Source organism: Jiangella anatolica (assembly GCF_003236295.1).
GTDB lineage: Bacteria > Actinomycetota > Actinomycetes > Jiangellales > Jiangellaceae > Jiangella > Jiangella anatolica.
Genome location: NZ_POTW01000123.1, coordinates 1 through 18,103, shown reverse-complemented (window position 1 = coordinate 18,103; position 18,103 = coordinate 1). Strand labels below are relative to the sequence as shown.

The window sequence follows — 18,103 nt, the reverse complement described above, 5'->3', positions numbered from 1 at the left end:
CCCCATGATCATCAACCTTCCGCGTCGTGATGACAGCACAGAAGGTTGATGATCATGGGGGCCAGGGGTCAGATCCAGCCGTGGCGGCGGGCGACGTGGACGGCCTCGTGGCGGTTGGCGGCGCCGAGCTTGGACGCGGCCGACGAGAGGTAGTTGCGGACGGTGCCCGGCGTCAGCGCGGCGCGGCGGGCGATCTCCTCGACCGGCGCGCCCTCGGCCGCCAGCTCCAGCACGTCGGACTCGCGCGCGGTCAGCGGGCTGTCTCCGGCGCTGATCGCGTCCGCCGCGAGCTCCGGGTCGACGTAGCGGCCGCCGGCGTGCACCGTCCGGACCACCTGGGCCAGCACCGACGCGGACACGGTCTTGGGCAGGAAGCCGCCGACTCCCCCGGCCAGCGCCCGCTTCAGATACCCCGGCCGGCCGTGGCTGGTGACGATCATCGTTCGGCAGCCGGGCACCTGCTCGTGCAGGTCGGCAGCGAGCGCGATGCCGTCGCGGTCGGGCAGCTGCAGGTCCAGCACGGCGACGTCGGGACGGAACGAGCGGGCCATCGCCAGCGCCTCGTCGGCGGTCGCGGCCTCGGCCACCACCTCGATGCCGTCCTCCAGCGACAGCAGCGCCCTCAGGGCGGACCGGATCAGGTTCTCGTCGTCGGCCAGCAGCACGCGGATCACGCCGTCACCCCCGTCGACGGCACCCGCGCGGTCAGCCGGAACCGGCCGCCGGCCAGCCGGTCCGCCGTCAGCGACCCGCCCAGCTCGCCCAGCCGCTCCGCGAGACCGGACAGCCCGGACCCGGCGCCGTCCACCGGCGCACGGACGCCGTCGTTCTCCATGGTCAGGGTGACGGTCGCGCCGGACCCGGCGACGGTGATGACACAGGTCGAGGCGGTGCTGTGGCGCAGCACGTTCGTCGTGCCCTCACGGGCGACCCAGCCGAGCACCGCCTGCACGTCCGCGGGCAGCCCGCCGACCTCGCCGACGACGCGGGTCGAGACGCCGGCGGAGCGGAGGACGGAGCGGGCGCCGGCCAGCTCGGTCGTCAGGTCGACCTCACGGTAGCCGCGCACGACGTCGCGGACCTCGCGCAGCGACTCCTGGGCGATGTCGCGGACGGCCATCATCTCCTCGTCCGCCTCGTCCCGGCCGCGGCGGGCCAGCGCGGCGGCCAGCTCGCTCTTGACGGCGATGACGGAGAGGTTGCGGCCGAGGATGTCGTGCAGGTCACGGGCGAAGCGCAGCCGCTCCTCGGCGACGGCGAGGTCGGCCTGCACCTGCCGGGACCGGTCCAGCTCCCACACGATCCCGAGCATCCACACCGACGCGCGGAACGCCGTCAGTCCGCCGAGGTAGGCGAACACGCCGGAGAAGCCGACCCCGATCGCGGTAGGCGTCGGCCAGCCGCTCGCCAGCCCGATGCCGGCCACCGCCGTGCCGACGACCAGCGCCACCACCAGCAGCTGCGGGCTGGCCAGCCGCGGCGTCAGCGCGCCGACCGCGATTCCGACGACCAGGAGGACGGCGTAGGCGCTGACGACGCCGCCGGTGATCTCGCCCGGCTCGGCCGGCGCCTCCGCGCCGAACACCGCCAGCGCCACGGCGACGGTGACCACGGTCGCGGCCACCAGCACCGCCGTCCACCGGCGCGGCCACGCCCCGCGTCCGAGGTGCCACTCGAGGCCGGCCCGCAGCACCAGGTACGCGACGCCGGCGTGCACGGCGGTCGCCGCCACGAACGTCAGGACGGCCGGCGCGGAGGGGCCGCCGGTGCCGGCCGAGGCGAGCAGCAGCGCGACGAACGGCTCGGCCGCCAGCATCGAGTACACCGTGCCGCGGGTGTAGAGGTCGAAGCGCTGCGGCGCGCTGCGCTCCTCCCACCACCGGCTGACCGTCGACACGGGCATCAGCTTGTCACGCCGCCGGCTTCAGCCACGCGGCTCCCACCGGAACCAGCGCCGCAGCGCCCACACACCGATCGCGAGCCAGGCGACGGTGATCGCCAGCGGGACGGCGGCCTCGGCCCAGCTGGCGGCGAACCCGACGGTGTCGCCGTCCGGCGTGCGGCCGGTCAGCCCGAGCTGGATCAGGTCCACGATCGGCGTCAGCGGCACGAACTGCAGCGCCGTGCGCACCCCGTCCGGCAGCGAGTCCGCCGGCATCGCGACACCGGACAGGAGCAGGCTGCCCATCCCGAGGAACAGCATCGGCAGTGTGCTGACCTGCGCCATCTCGACGTTGCGGGTGATCGCGGTGGACGCGGCGGCGAGCAGCACGAACAGCACCAGGCCGGCCAGCACCGCCGCCACGGCGAGCAGCACGTTCGGCGGCGGGTCGAGCTCGAACACCAGCGCCGCGACGACAGCCGTCAGCAGCACCTGCGCGAGCGCGACCAGGACGGACGGGAGCGCGGTGCCCGCCAGGATCTCCGCGTCGCGCAGCTCGCCGACCCGCAGCCGCTTCAGCACCAGCTCCTCGCGCCGGGCCACGTACGCCGACACGAGGTTGTAGTAGACGACGTACAGCAGCGTGAACCCGGCCAGCATGGTGAGCACCATCGCGCCGAGCGGCAGCCCGGTGTCCTCACCGAGTCCGACGGTGCTCAGCAGCAGGACGGTGAAGACCGGCAGCCCCAACGCGGTGAACATCGCCGTCCGGTTGCGCACCAGCAGCCGGACCTCGGCCGTCGCCAGCGACCGCACCCGGCGCAGCGATCCCGTCATGACCAGGGCGGTCATGCCGCCACCTCCGTTCGCTCGGGCGTCCCAGGTGCGGAGGCGACGGCCAGGAAGGCCTGCTCCAGCGACGCCGGCCGGGCCGACAGCTCGGCCAGCTCGACACCGTGGTCGCGGGCCCAGACCAGCAGGCCGGTCAGCGTCGTCTGCATGGTGTCGGTGTGCAGCTCGATCCGGCGCCCGTCGTCGACGGCGAGCGTGCCGGGCAGCTCGGGCAGGTCGGCCCGGCTCACCGCGGCCGGCAGCGCGAACGACACCGTCGCCGGCTGCGATGCGACCACCTCGGCGACGGTGCCGCTGCGGACGATCCGGCCCTCGTGCATGATCGCCAGCCGGTCGGCCAGCTCCTCCGCCTCGTCGAGGTAGTGGGTGGTGAGCAGCACCGTGACGCCGTCGTCGAGCAGCGAGCGGACCAGCTGCCAGGTGTTGCGGCGGCTCTCCGGATCCAGCCCGGTGGTCGGCTCGTCCAGGAACAGCACCTCCGGGCGGGCCAGCACGGCCAGCGCGAGGTCGAGCCGGCGCCGCTCGCCGCCGGAGAGCTGCTTCACGGCGATCCCGGCGCGGTGCGCGAGGTCCACCAGCTCCAGTGCCTCTCCGACCGGACGCGGCGCGGTCAGCGTCCCGGCCCACATCACGGCGGTCTCGGTCACGGTGAGGTCGCCGGGAAACCCGCCGGCCTGCAGCATCACCCCGATCCGTGGCCGGACGGCGGCCCGGTCGGCCCAGGGGTCGCGGCCGAGCACCTGGACCCGTCCGCCGCCGGGCCGGGCCAGCCCCTCGACGACCTCCAGCGTGGACGTCTTGCCGGCGCCGTTCGTGCCGAGCAGCGCGAACAGCTCGCCGCGCGCGACGGAGAACGTCACGCCGCGCACCGCCTCGTAGTCGCCGTAGCTGCGGCGCACCCCGGAGACCTCGATGACCTCAGCCATCTGCGCCTCCTCGGGCCGCCCGGGATGGTTCGATGTTCGCCATGACCCCATCGTGGCCCAGGAGGACGGCCCGATCCGGTGGGCGATGTCACCGGCCTCGATGACGGATGCGGGGCCGGTCGATGACGAATGTCACCACCCCGGAGGACCACTCGTGCCGCAGCTCACCCGCCTCGTCGTCGCCCTCGCGAGCGTCGGCGTCCTGGCCGCCACCTCGACCGCCGTCGCCGCCGGGCCGTCCGGCCCCAGCGGCTCCTATGTCGTCGTGCTGACGGAGCCGCCGGCGGCGACCTACGAGGGCGGGGTGCGAGGTTTCGAGCCGACGGCGCCGGACGACGGCGAGCGGCTGCGGGCCGGCGACCGCGCCGTCCGCGACTACCGCGCCCACCTGAGCTCGCGGCAGCAGGAGCTGGCCGGCGACGTCGGCGCCGAGCCGCTGTACCAGTACACGGTCGCGGTGAACGGGTTCGCCGCCGAGCTGACGGCGGCGCAGGCGGCGGAGCTGGCCGCGGACCCGCGGGTGCGCGCCGTCGTGCCGGACACCCCGCGCGCCGTCGACACCGTCGCCTCGCCGGAGTTCCTCGGCCTGACCGGCGACGACGGCGTGTGGTCTGCGCTCGGCGGGCCGGCGGACGCGGGGCGGGGCATCGTCGTCGGCGTCATCGACACCGGGATCTGGCCGGAGAGCGCGTCGTTCGCCGGGCCCGCCCTCGCGGACGGCCCGACCGGCGAGCCGGGCGTCGCCTACCGCACGTCGGACACCGGCACGGCGATCCTGAAGGCTGACGGCGACACGTTCACCGGCGCCTGCGAGCCGGGCCAGAACTGGACCGCCGACCTGTGCAACGGCAAGCTCGTCTCGGCCCGCTACTACGACGACGGCTTCGTCGCGAACGTGCCCCCGGAGCACCGCGACCCGAACGAGCACCTGTCCACCCGCGACGGCGACGGCCACGGCAGCCACACCGCCGGCACGGCCGCCGGCAACCACGGCGTGCCGATGGCGGTGAACGGCCGCGCGTTCGGCGACGGGTCGGGGATGGCGCCGGGCGCCTCGATCGCCGCGTACAAGGTGTGCTGGCAGGACGACGACCCGGACACCGGCGGCTGCTACCCGTCGGACTCCGTCGCCGCGATCGACCAGGCGATCCTGGACGGCGTCGACGTCATCAACTACTCGATCTCCGGCGCGACCGACACGCTGGTCGACCCGGTCGAGCTGGCGTTCCTCTCCGCGGCGTCGGCGAACATCTTCGTCGCCGTGTCGGCCGGTAACTCCGGGCCGGGCGAGTCGACCGTCGCGCACAACAGCCCGTGGGTCACGACCGTCGCGGCCAGCACGCACCAGGTCTACGAGGGCACCGTCGAGCTGGGCGACGGCCGGCGCTTCCGCGGCTCGATGATCAGCGACGCCGGCGTGCCGGAGCAGACGCCGCTGGTCTACGCGCGCGACATCCCGGCCGCCGGCGTGGAGCCGGACGAGGCGGCGCTGTGCGCGGAGTCGTCGCTGGACGCGGCGGCCGCCGTCGGCGCCGTCGTGGTCTGCGACCGCGGCGTGTACGACCGGGTGTCGAAGTCGGCGGAGGTGCAGCGGGCCGGCGGCGTCGGCATGGTGCTCGGCAACGTGGACCCGGCCGAGACGCTCAACGCCGACTTCCACTCCGTCCCGGCCGTGCACATCGGCGCCGCGGACGCGGCGCTGGTCAGGGAGTACGCGGCCGGCGAGGGCGCCACGGCGGCGCTGCTGCCCGGTGACCGGACGGACCTGCCGCCGACGCCGAAGCCGGTGCTGGCCGGGTTCTCGTCGCGCGGTCCTGCGCTGGCCAACGGCGGCGACCTGCTCAAGCCGGACATCGCCGCCCCCGGGGTCGACGTGCTCGCGGCCGTCGCGCCCGGGCCGCACAACGGCAACGACTTCGACTTCGTCTCCGGCACGTCGATGGCCTCGCCCCACGTCGCCGGCCTGGCCGCGCTGATCCGCGCGGCGAAGCCGGACTGGTCGGTCGCGGCGATCCGGTCGGCGATGATGACGACGGCGTACGACCTGCTGCTCGCGTCCGGCGAGCCGGACCCCGACCGGTTCCACGCCGGCGCCGGGCACGTCGACCCGACCCGGTTCCTCGACCCCGGCCTGGTCTACGAGGCCGGGGTCGACGACTGGCTGTCCTTCATCGAGGGCACCGGCGAGGACTCCGGCGTGCCGGGGGTCGAGCCGATCGACCCGTCGGACCTCAACCAGCCGTCGATCGCGGTCGGCGCGCTGGCCGGGCGGCAGACGATCACCCGCACCGTCACCGCCGTCACGCCGGGGCTGTACCGGGCGACCGTCGACGTGCCCGGGTTCACCGCCCGGGTGACGCCGTCGGTGCTGTACTTCGGCCGGCCCGGGCAGAGCAAGACGTTCGAGGTGACGCTCACCCGGACCCGTGCGGCGCTGGACGAGTACGCGCACGGCTCGCTGACCTGGAGCGGCGGCGGGACGACGGTGCGCAGCCCGATCGTGGCCCGCCCGGTCTCCGTCGCCGCGCCGACCGAGGTGACCGGGACGGGGGCCGACGGCACGGCCACGTATCAGGTGACGACGTCGGCGACCGGCGAGGTGGACCTGACGCTGCGCGGGCTGGCGCCGGGCGAGGTGACCGATGGGTCGCTCACCCCCGGCGAGGCGCCGGACCCGGCCGGGAACGCATCCTCACAGGTGGTGAGCTTCGAGGTGCCGGAAGGTACGTCGCTGGCCCGGTTCGACCTGGTCGCCGGGCTCGAGTCGGCGGACTACGACATCTACGTCTACGGTCCGGACGGCGCCGAGCTGCCGGTGAACGGCGCGACCGGCGCCGCCAGCGAGCGGGTCGACCTGACCGCGCCGGAGCCGGGGACGTACCAGGTGCTGGTGCACCTGTTCTCCAGCCCGGACGGGTCGGCGACGGACTTCAGCCTGCGCACGTTCGCCGTCGGCGCGGACGCGGCCGGCAACGCGACCGTCGCGCCGGACCCGCTGCCCGCCCGCGCCGGCGAACCGGCCGACGTCACCGTCACCTGGACCGGCCTCACCCCCGGCACCCCGTACCTCGGCGTCGTCGGCTACGCCGCCACGACCGGCACCACGGTGGTCGCCGTCGAGCCCTAGAAGCGGATGGCGTCGATCACCTTCACGCGGACGGCGACGGTGGCGGGCAGGATCCCGGCGAGGGCGCCGACCACCGTCGCCGCGACGAGGCCCTGGACGGCGGCGCCGACGGGGAACTCCGGCACGTCGGTGACGGCGCCGCCGATCAGCTCGTCGATCGGCACGTTCTTGACGATCGCCACTGCCAGCACCACCCCGGCCAGGCCGGCGACCGCCGTCGCGAAGACGCTCTCCATCATCACCGAGAAGAACACCCGGGCCGACGTCGCGCCGAAGCTGCGCCGCACCCCGATCTCGCGGACCCGGTACTTGATCGTCACCAGCGCGATATTCACCAGCCCGAGCGCGCCCATGCCCAGCGCGATGACGCTGACGCCGCGGACCACCCACTGCAGCTGGCTGTCGATGACGTCGAAGTCCTCCGGGTCGGCGCGGTAGATCTCGACCTGGACATCGTCGCCGAGCCGGCTGACCAGGTCGGAGCGGACCACCTCGGTCAGCTGGTCGGCGCTGTCCGGCGGCACCCACAGCTCCAGCGTCGGCGTCGACGCGTAGAGGCCCTGGATCTCCCACCGGTCCAGGTGCGACGTGAGCAGGTAGGCGCCGGGCATCTCGCCCTCGTACGCGTCCCGGGTGACGCCGATGACGGTGGCCCGCACCGGCCGGGTGCCGGTGATCACCACCGTCGGGTTCGTCCGCAGGTCCGGCGCGCCCAGCCGCTGGTAGAACATCTCGTTCACCACCAGCACCGGCGCCAGCCGGTCCGCGTCGGCGGCGGCGAACCAGCGCCCGTGCAGCGGCTCGATCCGGTGCATCTCGCCGTACTGCGGGTCGACGGCGATGGTGGAGATCGGCTCGCTGCCGTCGGCGAACCGCATGACGTTCTCGCTGTAGCCGACCTGCGACGCGTAGCCGACGGAGTGCCGTTCGACCAGCTCGCGGTAGGCCGTCACGACCGGCTCGGCCGCCACCATGCCGGTCTCGCTCCACACGTTGACCGACAGCGTCGCCGGCCGGCCGGACGTGCGCTCGGAGTGCTCGGCGTTGGCCTGCCGGGCCATGTCGCCCAGCGCGGTGATCACCGTCATCGCGGCGACGGCGATCAGCACGCCGATCAGCGACACGATCACCCGGACCTTGTGGATGCGGACCTCGTCCCACGCCTCGGCGAACGCCGCCGCCAGCCCGGTCACGACGCGACCACCTGACGGGGCGCGGCGACCTGCCGGGCCGGCGCCAGCTCGGCCGGGTCCAGCGGGCCGAGCACGCCGGCGTCGAGGCGGTAGTGCCGGTGCGCCCGCGCGGCGACCATCGTGTCGTGCGTGATGGTGACCAGCGTCGCGCCGGACTCCGCGGCGACGGTGTCGAGCAGGTCCATGATCTCGGTGCCGGTCTGCACATCCAGCGCGCCGGTCGGCTCGTCGCACAGGATCACCCGCGGCCGGCGGATCAGGCTGCGGGCGATCGCGACCCGCTGCTGCTCGCCGCCGGACAGCTTCTCCGGCATCGTGTCGGCGCGGTCGCCGAGGCCGACGCGGCCCAGCATGTCCTCGGCCAGCCGGCGGCGGCGCCAGAACTCCCGGCCGCCGGAGTACAGCAGCGGCGCGGCGACGTTCTCCTGCGCCGTGCGCCCGGGCAGCAGGTTGAACTGCTGGAACACGAAGCCGAACCCGGCGCCGCGGAGCTTGGCCCGGTGCCGCTGCGACAGCCCGGCGGTCGGCCGGCCGTCCAGCCGGTACTCGCCCTCCGTCGGCGTGTCGAGCAGGCCCATGAGGTTGAGCAGCGTCGATTTCCCCGACCCGGACCGGCCGACGATCGACACGTGCTCGCCCTCCTCGATGGTGAACGTGACGTCGCGGAGGATCTCCAACAGGTCGCCGTCGGGCAGGACCACCGTCCGGCCGACGCCGTCGAGCTCGAGGAGGCTCATCCGGCCTGGCCGCCCATCATCTCCGGTGCGACCTCTTCCTCCGCGGCGCCGCCCGGGACGAACTCGAGCACCATCGTGCCCTCGGTCAGGCCCTCGCGGATCTCGACCACCTCGCCGTCGGTGAGGCCCAGCGTCACCGGCGTCTCGACCGGCTCGCCACCGTCGGCGGCGGGCACCCACACGTTGCCGGTCTCGAACGCACCCTCGACCGCCGTCACCGGCACGACCAGCACGTTCTCGGCGCGGCCGGCCTCGATCACCATCGTCGCGGCCAGGCCGTCGAAGACCGTGACACCGGCCGGGACGGTGCAGGAGATCGCGGTGCTGGAACCGCCGCCACCACCCTGCTCCGGCGCCATCGGGTCGACCACCGCGCCGCCGGCGTCCCCGCCACCACCGTCGTCGCCGCCCTCTCCCCCGCCGCCGGACGCGGACCGGCCGGTGCGCAGGTCGGTGCAGGCGAACGGCGCCGGGCCGCCGCGGGCCTGCACCTCTGCCGCCGTCGGGCCGCTGACCAGGCGATACTGCTGCTCGGCGGACAACGTCCCGGAGACGGTGAACCCGCCGGTCGCGATGCTGCCGACGGTGTCGCCGACGGCGACTGTCTCGCCGACCAGCACGTCGTACTCGCCGACGGTGCCGGCGATGGGGGCCTCGATGGTGCGGAAGCGGCGGACCGGCTCGCCCGGCACCTCGACCTCGTTGCCCTCGTCGTCGGTCTCGGTCGTGGGCTCGCCCTCCTCCTCGAACACGACCTCGATCAGCGGGTCGCCCTTCTCGACGACGTCGCCGGGGTCGGCGTGCAGCACCGTCACCTCGCCGCCGTCGGTGGCCCGGACCGGGGTCGGCGCGTCGGCCGTGATGGTCGCCTCGACCTCGACGGTGTTGACGACGGTGCCGAGGCTGACCGGCACCTCCGGCTGGACGATCTCGACCGATGGTACGGCCGGCTCGTCGCCCGCGGCCGGGTCGTCGTCGCCGCCGAAGGCCAGGCGGACGGCGGCGACCGCGATGACCGCCAGCAGCAGGATCCTGATCGTCGGCAGGACGATCCGTCGGGTGACGCCCACGGACGTGACTCCTCTTCGCTCGTGTGGCAGTCAGCATGTATACCGAGTATGTGCATTGTCAACACTGGGTCTACGATGGCTGCATGACGACCGAGCCCGACCGCAGCCGCGTCCGCTTCCCCGACCTCAGCTCGCGCGCCTACGAGCACCCGGCCGACCGCGGCGCGCTGGTCGCGATGCGGTCGCTGCGCGGCTTCGACACCCTGCTGCGCAAGATGTCCGGACTGTTCAACGAGCGCAGCCTGCGGCTGCACTACCTGTCCAGCGCCGTCCGCGTCGGCGAGACCCAGTTCCGCGACGTCTACCAGGACGTCGTCGACGCCGCCCACATCCTCGACGTGGAGCGGCCGGAGCTCTACATCGTCACCGATCCCTACCCGCGGGCGATGGCCATCGGCACCGACAAGCCGTTCATCGTCGTCACGACCGGGCTGTTCGACCTGCTCGACGCCGAGGAGCGGCGGGTCGCCATCGGGCACGAGGTCGGGCACATCCTGTCCGGCCACGCCGTCTACCGGACGCTGCTGCTGATGCTGACCCGGCTGGCGCTGCGGGTCGCCTGGATCCCGCTCGGCTACGTCGGGCTGCGGGCGATCGTGTTCGCGCTGGAGGAGTGGCAGCGGAAGTCCGAGCTGTCCGCGGACCGGGCCGGCCTGCTGTCGTCGCAGGACCCCGCCGCGGCGAAGCGCGCCCTGATGAAGCTGGCCGGCGGCTCCCGGCTGGCCGAGATGGACATCGACGCGTTCCTGCAGCAGGCCCGCGAGTACGACGCCGGCGAGGACGCCCGCGACGGCGTGATCAAGCTGATGAGCCTGATGGGGCGCACCCACCCGCAGGCGGTCGTGCGGCTGGCCGAGCTGGATCGCTGGGCGGCGTCGGGCGAGTACAGCCGCATCCTCGCCGGCGACTACCCGCGCCGCTCCGACGACCGGGACGCCTCGGTCAGCCAGGAGGTCCGCAACGCCGCGAAGTCCTACCAGGAGTCGTGGACCCGGACGTCGGACCCGCTGATCAGCACGCTGCGCGACATCGTCAACGGGGTCGGCGACGCCGGCGGCAAGCTGTTCGACAACCTCGCCGGCCGGATGCGCCGCCCGTCGGACGGCTCGAACTAGGGCGGCTCAGCGGTCCCCGGGGTCCTCGCCGGTCTCGGGGCCGTCGGTGTCGTCGAGGTCGGCGAGGAACTGCTCGAGCTCGGCGCCGATCTCGTCGGCGCTGGGCACCGCCCGCTGCTCGGCGATCAGGCTGCCGCGCGCGTCGCCGCCGGCGAACGCGTCGTATTGGTTCTCCAGCGCATGCACGACCTTGGCGACCTGGTCGTTGCCCTCGACCTGCTGACGGACGAGCTCGTCGGTGCGGCGGGCGGCCTCGGCCAGCTCGCCGGACGGCAGCAGCAGGCCGGTGGTGGCGCTGAGGGCGCGCAGCAGCGTCAGCGACGACTGCGGGTACTCGGACTCGGCGAGGTAGTGCGGCACCCGCGCGACGAGGCCAATGGCGTCGTGGCCGGTCTGGCCCAGGCGGTACTCCAGCAGCGACGCGACGTTGCCCGGCACGCGCAGCTCGACGTCGACCAGCGCGGAGTCGTCGAGCAGGCCGGGGCGGTTGGCGTGGGTGAGCACGCTCAGAGGGCGGGTGTGCGGCACCGGGTTCGGGATGCCGTGCACGCCGATGGACAGCCGGACGCCGAGCCGCTCGACCAGGTCGGTGACGGCGGCAACGAAGGCCTCCCAGCGCACGTCCGGCTCCGGGCCGGACAGCAGCAGGAACGGCTCGCCGACGTCGTCGCGGACCAGCCGCAGCGTCAGCTCGGGCGCGTCGTACTCCTGGAAGGCGCCGTCGGCGAAGCGCATCTCCGGCCGGCGGGAGCGGTAGTCGATCAGCGCGTCGACGTCGAAGCGGGCCACGACCTCGGTGTCGAGGGTGGCGAGCAGATGGTCGACGAGGCCGCCGCCGGCTCGGCCGGCGTCCACGAAGCCGTCGAACCAGTAGACCAGAACCGGTGCTCCCAGCTCGGACGGCTCGTCGACGAGCTCGTACAGCTCACTGCGGCTCGGCATGGCGCACTCCCGACATCGGACAGACAGAACAAGAGGCATAACGCCGCAAGCCGCCGCAGGCTTCCCGCTCGGCCTTACGCAGCGCCGGGGACGAGCGCGACGACCGGGCCGTCGAGCGGCTCCTGGTACGGCAGGCCGAGCAGCACGCACACCAGGCCGAGGAACTCGTCGGCCTGACGGAGCAGGTCGTCGGCCTCGCGCGGGGTGACGGCGCCGGGCAGCCCGGCCTGCGCGGCGGCGCGCTTGCCGGCGTTGGCGCCGAAGAACGCGGCCCACTCGGCCAGCTCCGGCGCGACGCCGGGCAGGAGGTCCCACACGTTGCGCGGACCGTGCCCGCGCCGGCCCCGGCCGCGACCGGACTCCGCCGGGCGGGCCTTCGCCGCCAGGACGGCCGCGGCCGCGCGCAGCGCCGCCAGGTGCGCCGCGGCGAACCGGTCGGCGGCGTGCCCGGCCGACGCCGCCTCGGACAGGCACAGCCGCGCGTGCTCGATCAGGTCGAGGGCGGCGTGGCCCATCGGCGGCCGCGTGCGCGGGGCCGGCACACCGTGGCCGGCCGGCACCCGGCGGTACTCCTGGATCTCGACAGTCATGGCCGCCTCCGCATCTTGTTCGAACGACTGTTCGACCTAGGAATCAATGTACACCCCGGCACCGACAACGTCTCGGGACCGAATCCGGAGGCGGTAGGGTCGACCCCTGTGACCAGCAACGACAAGATCCTCAGCCACCCCGGTGTCGAGCGGGTCCGGGCCGCCCTGGCGGCCGCGGGCGCGACGCCCGAGATCGTCGCGTTCGAGGACTCCACGCCGACGGCGGCCGCGGCGGCCGAACGCCTCGGCTGCGAGGTGGGCGCGATCGCCAACTCGCTGATCTTCGACTGCGACGGCGCGCCCTTGCTCGTACTGACCAGCGGCGCGCACCGGGCCGACGTCGCGGCGCTGGCACGCGCGGCCGGCGCGACCACCGTCGGCCGGGCCACCCCCGACTTCGTCCGCACCCACACCGGCCAGGCCATCGGCGGCGTCGCGCCGGTCGGGCACCCGGCGCCCGTACGCACGCTGGTCGACGTCTGGCTGGCGAAGTACGACCGCGTCTGGGCCGCGGCCGGCCACCCGCACACCGTCTTCCCGACGACGTTCGACGAGCTGGTCCGGGTCACTGGCGGCGCGCCCGTCGACGTCACCGCCTGACCGGATGGCGCGCGTCGTCGTCGTGGGCGCCGGCCTGGCCGGGCTCTGCTCCGCCCTCGCGCTGGCCGACTTCGGGCACGAGGTGACGGTGCTCGAGTCCGGCCCGGCGCCGGGCGGCCAGCTGACCTACGCGCCGCAGCCGTTCACGCTGCCGGCGGTGCTGCGCGACCTGTTCCGCAAGACGGGCCGGCCGCTGGAGCGCGAGCTGGACGTCGTCCCGGCCGACCCGGCCGTGCGCTGGGTGTTCGCGGACGGAGTCGAGGTCGCCGTCCCCAACGCGAGCCCATCCGGCACCCGGCGCGCGCTGGACGACGCGTTCGGCCCGGGCGCGGGCGCGCAGTGGGACGCCGTCGTCGGGCACGGCGACCGGTCCTGGCGTGAGCTGCGGCCGATCGTCCTCGGGCATGCGGGCGCCAAGCCGCCCCGGTCCGGCGGAACGCTGCGCGACGTCGCCGCGTCGCTGCGCGAGCCCCGGCTGCGGGCAGCGCTGGAGTCGTACGCGACCAGGTTCGGCGCCGACCCGGCGACGGCGCCGGCCGCGCTGACCGTGCTGCCCTATCTGGAGCAGACCTTCGGCGTGTGGACGGCAGACCTGCCGACGCTCGTCGGCGTGCTGGCCGGTCGCGCGGCCGAGCGGGGGGCTCGGTTCCGCTACGACGTGACTGTGGCCGGCCCGTCACGGGACGGCGGCCGGGTCGACGGCGTGCGGCTGGCCGACGGGACGATCGGCGCCGACGCGGTCGTGTGGACGGCGCCGCCAGGAGACCTCGCTGATGAGCGCCGTGGCCTGTTCCGGCGCCGCCGCGACCACCCGGCGCCCGCCGCTGCCGCCGTCGCCGCTCCCGTACCGGCCGGCACGGTCCGGTTCCCTGCCGGCGGCGGCCGGGCGGCCAGCTGGTACGACGCCGCCGGCGACGTGCACGGCGCCGCCGCCGGCCGCGTGACCGCGCTGTTCCGCCGTCCGGCCAACGTCACGAAGACCCGCGGGCTCTACCTCGCCGGCGCCGGCGCGCACCCCGGGCCGGGCATCCCGCTCGTCGCGCTGTCCGCGTCGATCGTCGCCGACCACATCGGCCGGGCCTGACCGGTCAGGACAGCGCCGCGACCCCGAGGTTCTGGTAGATCTTCCGGGTCGCCGTCGACTTGTTCAGCGTGATGAAGTGCAGCCCGGGCGCGCCCTCGGCCAGCACCCGCTCGCACAGCTCCGTCGCCACCTCGACGCCGATCGCGCGGACGGCCTCGGGATCGTCCTCGACGGCGAGCAGCCGGTCGGCCAGCGCCTGCGGGAAGTCCGCCGCCGTCAGCTGGGCGAAGCGCTGGATCTGCCGCACGTTCGTCACCGGCATGATGCCCGGGATGATCGGCGCGTCTCCCCCGGCCGCCGCGACGCGGTCGCGCAGCCGCAGGTAGGCGTCGGCGTGGAAGAACATCTGAGTGAGCGCGTAGTCGGCGCCGGCCTGGAACTTGCGCGCCAGGAACCGGGCGTCGGTCTCGAGGTCGGGCGAGCGCGGGTGCTTGTCCGGGAAGGCGGCGACGCCGACGCAGAAGTCACCGTTGGCGCGGATCAGCCGGATGAGGTCCTCGGCGTACTCGAAGCCGTCCGGGTGCTTGACCCACTCGCCCTGAGGGTTGCCCGGCGGGTCGCCGCGCAGCGCGAGGAAGTTGCGCACCCCGGCGTCGGCGTACTGGCCGATGACGTTGCGCAGCTCGGCGACCGAGTGGTTCACGGCGGTCAGGTGACCGACGACGGTCAGCGTGGTGTCGCGGGCGATGCCCTCGGTGATGCGGACCGTCTTGTCGCGGGTGGTGCCGCCGGCGCCGTAGGTGACGGAGACGAAGGTCGGCTGGAGCCGCTCGAGGTCGCGCATGATCTGCCAGAACGCGGTCTCGCTCTGCTCGGTCTTGGGCGGGAAGAACTCGAACGAGAACGAGCGTCCGCCGGCGGCCAGCAGCTCCCGGATGGTGCGCGCACCACCGGGCATCGTCGACGGAAGTCCCAGCGCCATCCGATCAGCGTACCGGCCGCGTCCGCGTTTCGGACGATTCGTCTCAGCGTTCGGGCGCGGCCGCCCGCTCCCCTCCCGTCGGGCCGGCACCCCCTAGCCTTGCAGGCGTGGCGATCCCCGCACCCCTGGCGAGCCCCGACGACCCGGTCGGCCTGTTGCGCCCGCGCATCCAGCAGGCCCTGGACGCGTTCCTGGACGGCCAGCGCGAGCTGCTCGGCGCGGCCAGCCCGCAGACGTTGCCGCTGGTCGACGCCGCGGCGGCGTTCCTGTCCGGCGGCAAGCGGCTGCGCCCGACGTTCTGCTACTGGGGCTGGCGGGCAGCCGGCGGATCGCCGTCGGACGAGGCGCTGGTGACGGCCGGCGCGGCGCTGGAGCTGTTCCAGGCGTCGGCGCTGGTCCATGACGACCTCATCGACGCGTCGGACACGCGGCGCGGGCTGCCGTCCGTCCACCGCCGATTCGCGACGCTGCATCGCGACGCCGGTTGGCAGGGCGACCCGGACGCGTTCGGCGCGGCGGCCGCGATCCTGCTCGGCGACATGCTGCTGGCCTGGAGCGCTGAGGTGTTCGACCAGGCAACCGTGCCAGGCGAGCGGCTGCGGGCGGCCCGCACGGTGTTCGACCGGATGCGCACCGAGGTCGGCGGCGGGCAGTACCTCGACATGCTGGAGCAGGTCAGTGGCGGCGGCCTGCCGGGCGGCCAGGCGGACCGGGCCCGGACCGTGATCCGGTACAAGTCCGCCGGCTACTCCGTTCAGCACCCGCTGGTCATCGGCGGCGCGCTGGCCGGGGCGCCGGAGCCGCTGCTGGCGTCGTACCGCCGGTTCGGCCTGGCCCTGGGCGAGGCGTTCCAGCTCCGCGACGATGTCCTCGGCGTCTTCGGCGACCCGGACCGCACCGGCAAGCCCACCGGCGACGACCTGCGCGAGGGCAAGCGCACCCTGCTCGTCGCCTACGCGCTGGAACGAGCGACGCCGGCGCAGGCGGCCCTGGTGTCGGCGCGGCTCGGCGACCCGTCGCTGGACCTCGACGGCGTGACGGCGCTGCGCTCGGTGCTGGTCGACACGGGAGCGCTCGACCGGGTGGAGGCGCTGGTCACCGACCTCGTCACCGACGCCCACAGCACCCTCGACACCGCCGACGTCACCGACGACGGCCGCAAGGCGCTGTCGCAGCTGATCGAGCTGACGACCGAGCGCACCCACTGACCGCGGCCCCGGAACTCGCTGACGTCACCTGATCATCTTCTGCAGAACGATCAGGTGACGTAACGACGCCGCGCGCCGGCCACTTGGTCACCTGATCGTCTCCACGATGTGGACAGAAAACGATCAGGTGACCAAAGGCGCGCTCCGGGCGGGCGTTTCGTCACCTGATCGTCAGCGCTCGGCGGCGGACTCGACGGCGGCGAGCCACTCGTCGACGGCGGGCATGTCGTAGCCCTCGCGCAGCCGGACGGTGGTGAACTCGGCCGCCCGCACCTCCGCGGCCGTCAGCGTCGTGGCCAGCGTGGCCCGGACGTGATCGACGAACACGTCCACCTCGCCGGGGTCGTAGCCCTCGCGCAGCCGCACGGTCCCGAACCGGTCCCCCGCCGGCCGGTCGGCGACCTTCAGCAGCTCGTACCGCTCGGTCAGCGACTCGCGCCATTCGTTCGTGCTCTGCGTCTCGACCGGCTCGGCGGCGGCGCCGGCGCCGGTGGCGGCCGCCGTCTCCAGCCAGGCGGCCACCTCGTCCAGGTACTCGTCGACGGCCTGCATGTCGTAGCCGGCCCGCAGCCGCACGGTCGTGAACTGGACCTGCCGGACCGCGTCGGTCGTCAGCGCGGCGGCCAGGATCCGGTCGACGAACGCGTCGACCTCGCCGATGTCGTAGCCCTCGCGCATCCGCACGACGAGGAACCGGGCGCCCGGCACCTGCCCGGGCGGCTGGACGGGCCCGCCGGACGGCGCCGGCGTCACGCCGTCGCCGGGCGACAGCAGCGCCGCAGCGCGACGGTGAAGCGCGGCTTCGCCATCAGAGCTCCCCGCGGTTCATCCGGATCAGCCGGTCGACGACGTCGTCGGTCTCGCGCAGGCCGTCGTGCTCGTGGGCGTTGGTCTCCCAGTACCGCAGCCCGCGCACGCGTTCAGCGGTGTCGCGGGAGAAGCCGGCGTCGACGTACATGTCGCCGGTGTAGAGGGCGGCCGCGACCGGGACCTCGTTGGCCGCCAGCCGGTCCAGGTCGTACAGCGGGCTCCACGACCGCTGCGCCAGCAGGTCCGCCGTCTCCCGCAACGGGATCAGCGCGGGGTCGTGCTCGAACATCCAGGGGTAGATCATCTCGCCGGTGAGCAGCAGCGGGTCCGCGTCCGCCGCGAACCGCGGCAGGCCCGCGCCCACCCGCGCAGCCGACCACCGCGTCGGCTCGCCCTGCGAGTAGCAGGCCTCGTGCAGGACGGCGTACAGCGGCTGGCTCGCCATCGACAGCGTCTGCCAGGCCTGGACGAGGAACGTGTCGGACAGCACGCCGTCGGCGGCGAACGCCTCCTCCAGCTGGAACGCCAGGCCGGGGATCGCGGTCGTCGCGCCCAGGCCGTGGCCGAGCGCCTGCAGCCGCGGGACGGTGAGCGGCGAGCCATCGGGCAGCACGACGTCGTTGGCGCGGACCAACGCCGCGACCTCCTCCAGCCGGGCCCGGGCCCACGGGAACGCCGCGTGGAACTCGGCGTTCTTCCGCTCGACGGTGCGATAGGTGGCCGCGTAGACGTCGTCCGGCCCGGCCACGAGCGGCGCGAGCCCGCCGGTGAGCATGACCGAGTCGAGGAACTCCGGCGCGAACGACAGGTAGGTCAGCGAGCAGAACCCGCCGTAGGACTGGCCCAGCACGTGCCAGCGGCCCTCGTCGCCGAGCAGGGAGCGGCGGACGAGCTCGGCGTCGGCGACGATCGAGTCGGCCCGGAAGTGCGCCAGGTAGTCCGCCTGCGCGGCGGCGGAGCCGCGAGCCGCGAGCGTCGCCGCCGTCGCAGGCGTGGACCGGCCGGTGCCGCGCTGGTCCAGCAGCAGCACCCGGAAGTCCTTGAC

At 74.2% G+C, this 18,103-nt stretch carries 17 protein-coding genes; 5 read left to right on the top strand and 12 right to left on the bottom strand.

The window, feature by feature from the left end; translation table 11 throughout:
• Window positions 1-68: 68 nt before the first annotated feature.
• Genes C1I92_RS30040 through C1I92_RS30025 form a run of 4 tightly spaced genes read right to left on the bottom strand, consistent with a single transcriptional unit; the run spans window position 69 to window position 3,660 of the window.
• Window positions 69-674: a response regulator transcription factor gene (locus C1I92_RS30040; RefSeq protein WP_111258311.1), complete on the bottom strand. Its 606-nt coding sequence runs from the start codon at window positions 672-674 to the stop codon at window positions 69-71.
• On the bottom strand, window positions 671-1,897 hold the full coding sequence (locus C1I92_RS30035) for a sensor histidine kinase (RefSeq protein ID WP_111258310.1): 1,227 nt from the start codon (window positions 1,895-1,897) through the stop codon (window positions 671-673). The genes C1I92_RS30040 and C1I92_RS30035 overlap by 4 nt, the downstream gene beginning before the upstream one ends.
• 27 nt (window positions 1,898-1,924) lie before the next feature.
• Complete coding sequence (locus C1I92_RS30030; protein ID WP_111258309.1) at window positions 1,925-2,734, bottom strand: ABC transporter permease; 810 nt, start codon at window positions 2,732-2,734, stop codon at window positions 1,925-1,927.
• Window positions 2,731-3,660, bottom strand: coding sequence for an ABC transporter ATP-binding protein (locus C1I92_RS30025; RefSeq protein ID WP_111258308.1), 930 nt, complete (start codon window positions 3,658-3,660; stop codon window positions 2,731-2,733). The genes C1I92_RS30030 and C1I92_RS30025 overlap by 4 nt, the downstream gene beginning before the upstream one ends.
• 154 nt (window positions 3,661-3,814) lie before the next feature.
• Here C1I92_RS30025 and C1I92_RS30020 point away from each other — a divergent pair, with 154 nt between their 5' ends.
• The gene (locus C1I92_RS30020) at window positions 3,815-6,787 is read left to right on the top strand and encodes a S8 family serine peptidase (RefSeq protein WP_158564340.1); all 2,973 of its coding nucleotides are present in this window, start codon (window positions 3,815-3,817) and stop codon (window positions 6,785-6,787) included.
• On the opposite strand, the gene C1I92_RS30015 is transcribed toward C1I92_RS30020, so the two are convergent.
• Genes C1I92_RS30015 through C1I92_RS30005 form a run of 3 tightly spaced genes read right to left on the bottom strand, consistent with a single transcriptional unit; the run spans window position 6,784 to window position 9,787 of the window.
• A complete protein-coding gene (locus tag C1I92_RS30015) occupies window positions 6,784-7,980 on the bottom strand; it encodes an ABC transporter permease (RefSeq protein ID WP_111258306.1) in 1,197 nt (398 codons plus the stop codon). The genes C1I92_RS30020 and C1I92_RS30015 overlap by 4 nt on opposite strands.
• Window positions 7,977-8,717 carry an ABC transporter ATP-binding protein gene (locus tag C1I92_RS30010; RefSeq protein WP_111258305.1) on the bottom strand — a complete coding sequence of 247 codons (741 nt, stop codon included), beginning with the start codon at window positions 8,715-8,717 and terminating at the stop codon, window positions 7,977-7,979. Before C1I92_RS30010 ends, C1I92_RS30015 begins: the two co-directional genes overlap by 4 nt.
• Window positions 8,714-9,787 carry an efflux RND transporter periplasmic adaptor subunit gene (locus tag C1I92_RS30005; RefSeq protein WP_111258304.1) on the bottom strand — a complete coding sequence of 358 codons (1,074 nt, stop codon included), beginning with the start codon at window positions 9,785-9,787 and terminating at the stop codon, window positions 8,714-8,716. The genes C1I92_RS30010 and C1I92_RS30005 overlap by 4 nt, the downstream gene beginning before the upstream one ends.
• An 83-nt stretch (window positions 9,788-9,870) precedes the next feature.
• Between C1I92_RS30005 and C1I92_RS30000 the strand changes: the two genes are divergently transcribed.
• The gene (locus C1I92_RS30000) at window positions 9,871-10,902 is read left to right on the top strand and encodes a M48 family metallopeptidase (protein WP_111258303.1); all 1,032 of its coding nucleotides are present in this window, start codon (window positions 9,871-9,873) and stop codon (window positions 10,900-10,902) included.
• A 6-nt stretch (window positions 10,903-10,908) separates the two neighbouring features.
• Here C1I92_RS30000 and C1I92_RS29995 read toward each other — a convergent pair whose 3' ends face one another.
• Together C1I92_RS29995 and C1I92_RS29990 are read right to left on the bottom strand one after the other, a co-directional pair.
• A complete protein-coding gene (locus C1I92_RS29995) occupies window positions 10,909-11,844 on the bottom strand; it encodes a proteasome assembly chaperone family protein (protein ID WP_111258302.1) in 936 nt (311 codons plus the stop codon).
• Between the two features lie 74 nt (window positions 11,845-11,918).
• Window positions 11,919-12,359: an SAV_6107 family HEPN domain-containing protein gene (locus tag C1I92_RS29990; RefSeq protein WP_111258314.1), complete on the bottom strand. Its 441-nt coding sequence runs from the start codon at window positions 12,357-12,359 to the stop codon at window positions 11,919-11,921.
• Window positions 12,360-12,542: 183 nt separating this feature from the next.
• Here C1I92_RS29990 and C1I92_RS29985 point away from each other — a divergent pair, with 183 nt between their 5' ends.
• A complete protein-coding gene (locus C1I92_RS29985; RefSeq protein WP_199521739.1) occupies window positions 12,543-13,034 on the top strand; it encodes a YbaK/EbsC family protein in 492 nt (163 codons plus the stop codon).
• A gap of 4 nt (window positions 13,035-13,038) precedes the next feature.
• The gene (locus C1I92_RS29980) at window positions 13,039-14,118 is read left to right on the top strand and encodes a phytoene desaturase family protein (RefSeq protein ID WP_111258301.1); all 1,080 of its coding nucleotides are present in this window, start codon (window positions 13,039-13,041) and stop codon (window positions 14,116-14,118) included.
• A 4-nt stretch (window positions 14,119-14,122) separates the two neighbouring features.
• On the opposite strand, the gene metF is transcribed toward C1I92_RS29980, so the two are convergent.
• Window positions 14,123-15,040 carry a methylenetetrahydrofolate reductase [NAD(P)H] gene (gene metF / locus C1I92_RS29975; protein WP_111258300.1) on the bottom strand — a complete coding sequence of 306 codons (918 nt, stop codon included), beginning with the start codon at window positions 15,038-15,040 and terminating at the stop codon, window positions 14,123-14,125.
• Window positions 15,041-15,153: 113 nt separating this feature from the next.
• Between metF and C1I92_RS29970 the strand changes: the two genes are divergently transcribed.
• Window positions 15,154-16,248 (top strand): polyprenyl synthetase family protein, encoded by a 1,095-nt coding sequence (locus C1I92_RS29970; protein WP_438940543.1) that lies wholly within the window; start codon window positions 15,154-15,156, stop codon window positions 16,246-16,248.
• Between the two features lie 171 nt (window positions 16,249-16,419).
• On the opposite strand, the gene C1I92_RS35505 is transcribed toward C1I92_RS29970, so the two are convergent.
• Both C1I92_RS35505 and C1I92_RS29960 read right to left on the bottom strand, forming a co-directional pair.
• Complete coding sequence (locus tag C1I92_RS35505) at window positions 16,420-17,001, bottom strand: DivIVA domain-containing protein (RefSeq protein WP_111258299.1); 582 nt, start codon at window positions 16,999-17,001, stop codon at window positions 16,420-16,422.
• Between the two features lie 55 nt (window positions 17,002-17,056).
• On the bottom strand, window positions 17,057-18,103 hold a 1,047-nt coding region (locus C1I92_RS29960), incomplete at its 5' end, for an alpha/beta fold hydrolase (protein WP_111258298.1).

Excerpts from the sequence above, each read along its gene's own strand:
- C1I92_RS30030 (WP_111258309.1), bottom strand. The coding sequence starts at position 2,734 with ATGACCGCCCTGGTCATGACGGGATCGCTGCGCCGGGTGCGGTCGCTG.
- C1I92_RS30025 (WP_111258308.1), bottom strand. The coding sequence starts at position 3,660 with ATGGCTGAGGTCATCGAGGTCTCCGGGGTGCGCCGCAGCTACGGCGAC.
- C1I92_RS30010 (WP_111258305.1), bottom strand. The coding sequence starts at position 8,717 with ATGAGCCTCCTCGAGCTCGACGGCGTCGGCCGGACGGTGGTCCTGCCC.
- C1I92_RS30000 (WP_111258303.1), top strand. The coding sequence starts at position 9,871 with ATGACGACCGAGCCCGACCGCAGCCGCGTCCGCTTCCCCGACCTCAGC.
- C1I92_RS29995 (WP_111258302.1), bottom strand. The coding sequence starts at position 11,844 with ATGCCGAGCCGCAGTGAGCTGTACGAGCTCGTCGACGAGCCGTCCGAG.
- C1I92_RS29990 (WP_111258314.1), bottom strand. The coding sequence starts at position 12,359 with ATGGGCCACGCCGCCCTCGACCTGATCGAGCACGCGCGGCTGTGCCTG.
- C1I92_RS29980 (WP_111258301.1), top strand. The coding sequence starts at position 13,039 with ATGGCGCGCGTCGTCGTCGTGGGCGCCGGCCTGGCCGGGCTCTGCTCC.
- metF (WP_111258300.1), bottom strand. The coding sequence starts at position 15,040 with ATGGCGCTGGGACTTCCGTCGACGATGCCCGGTGGTGCGCGCACCATC.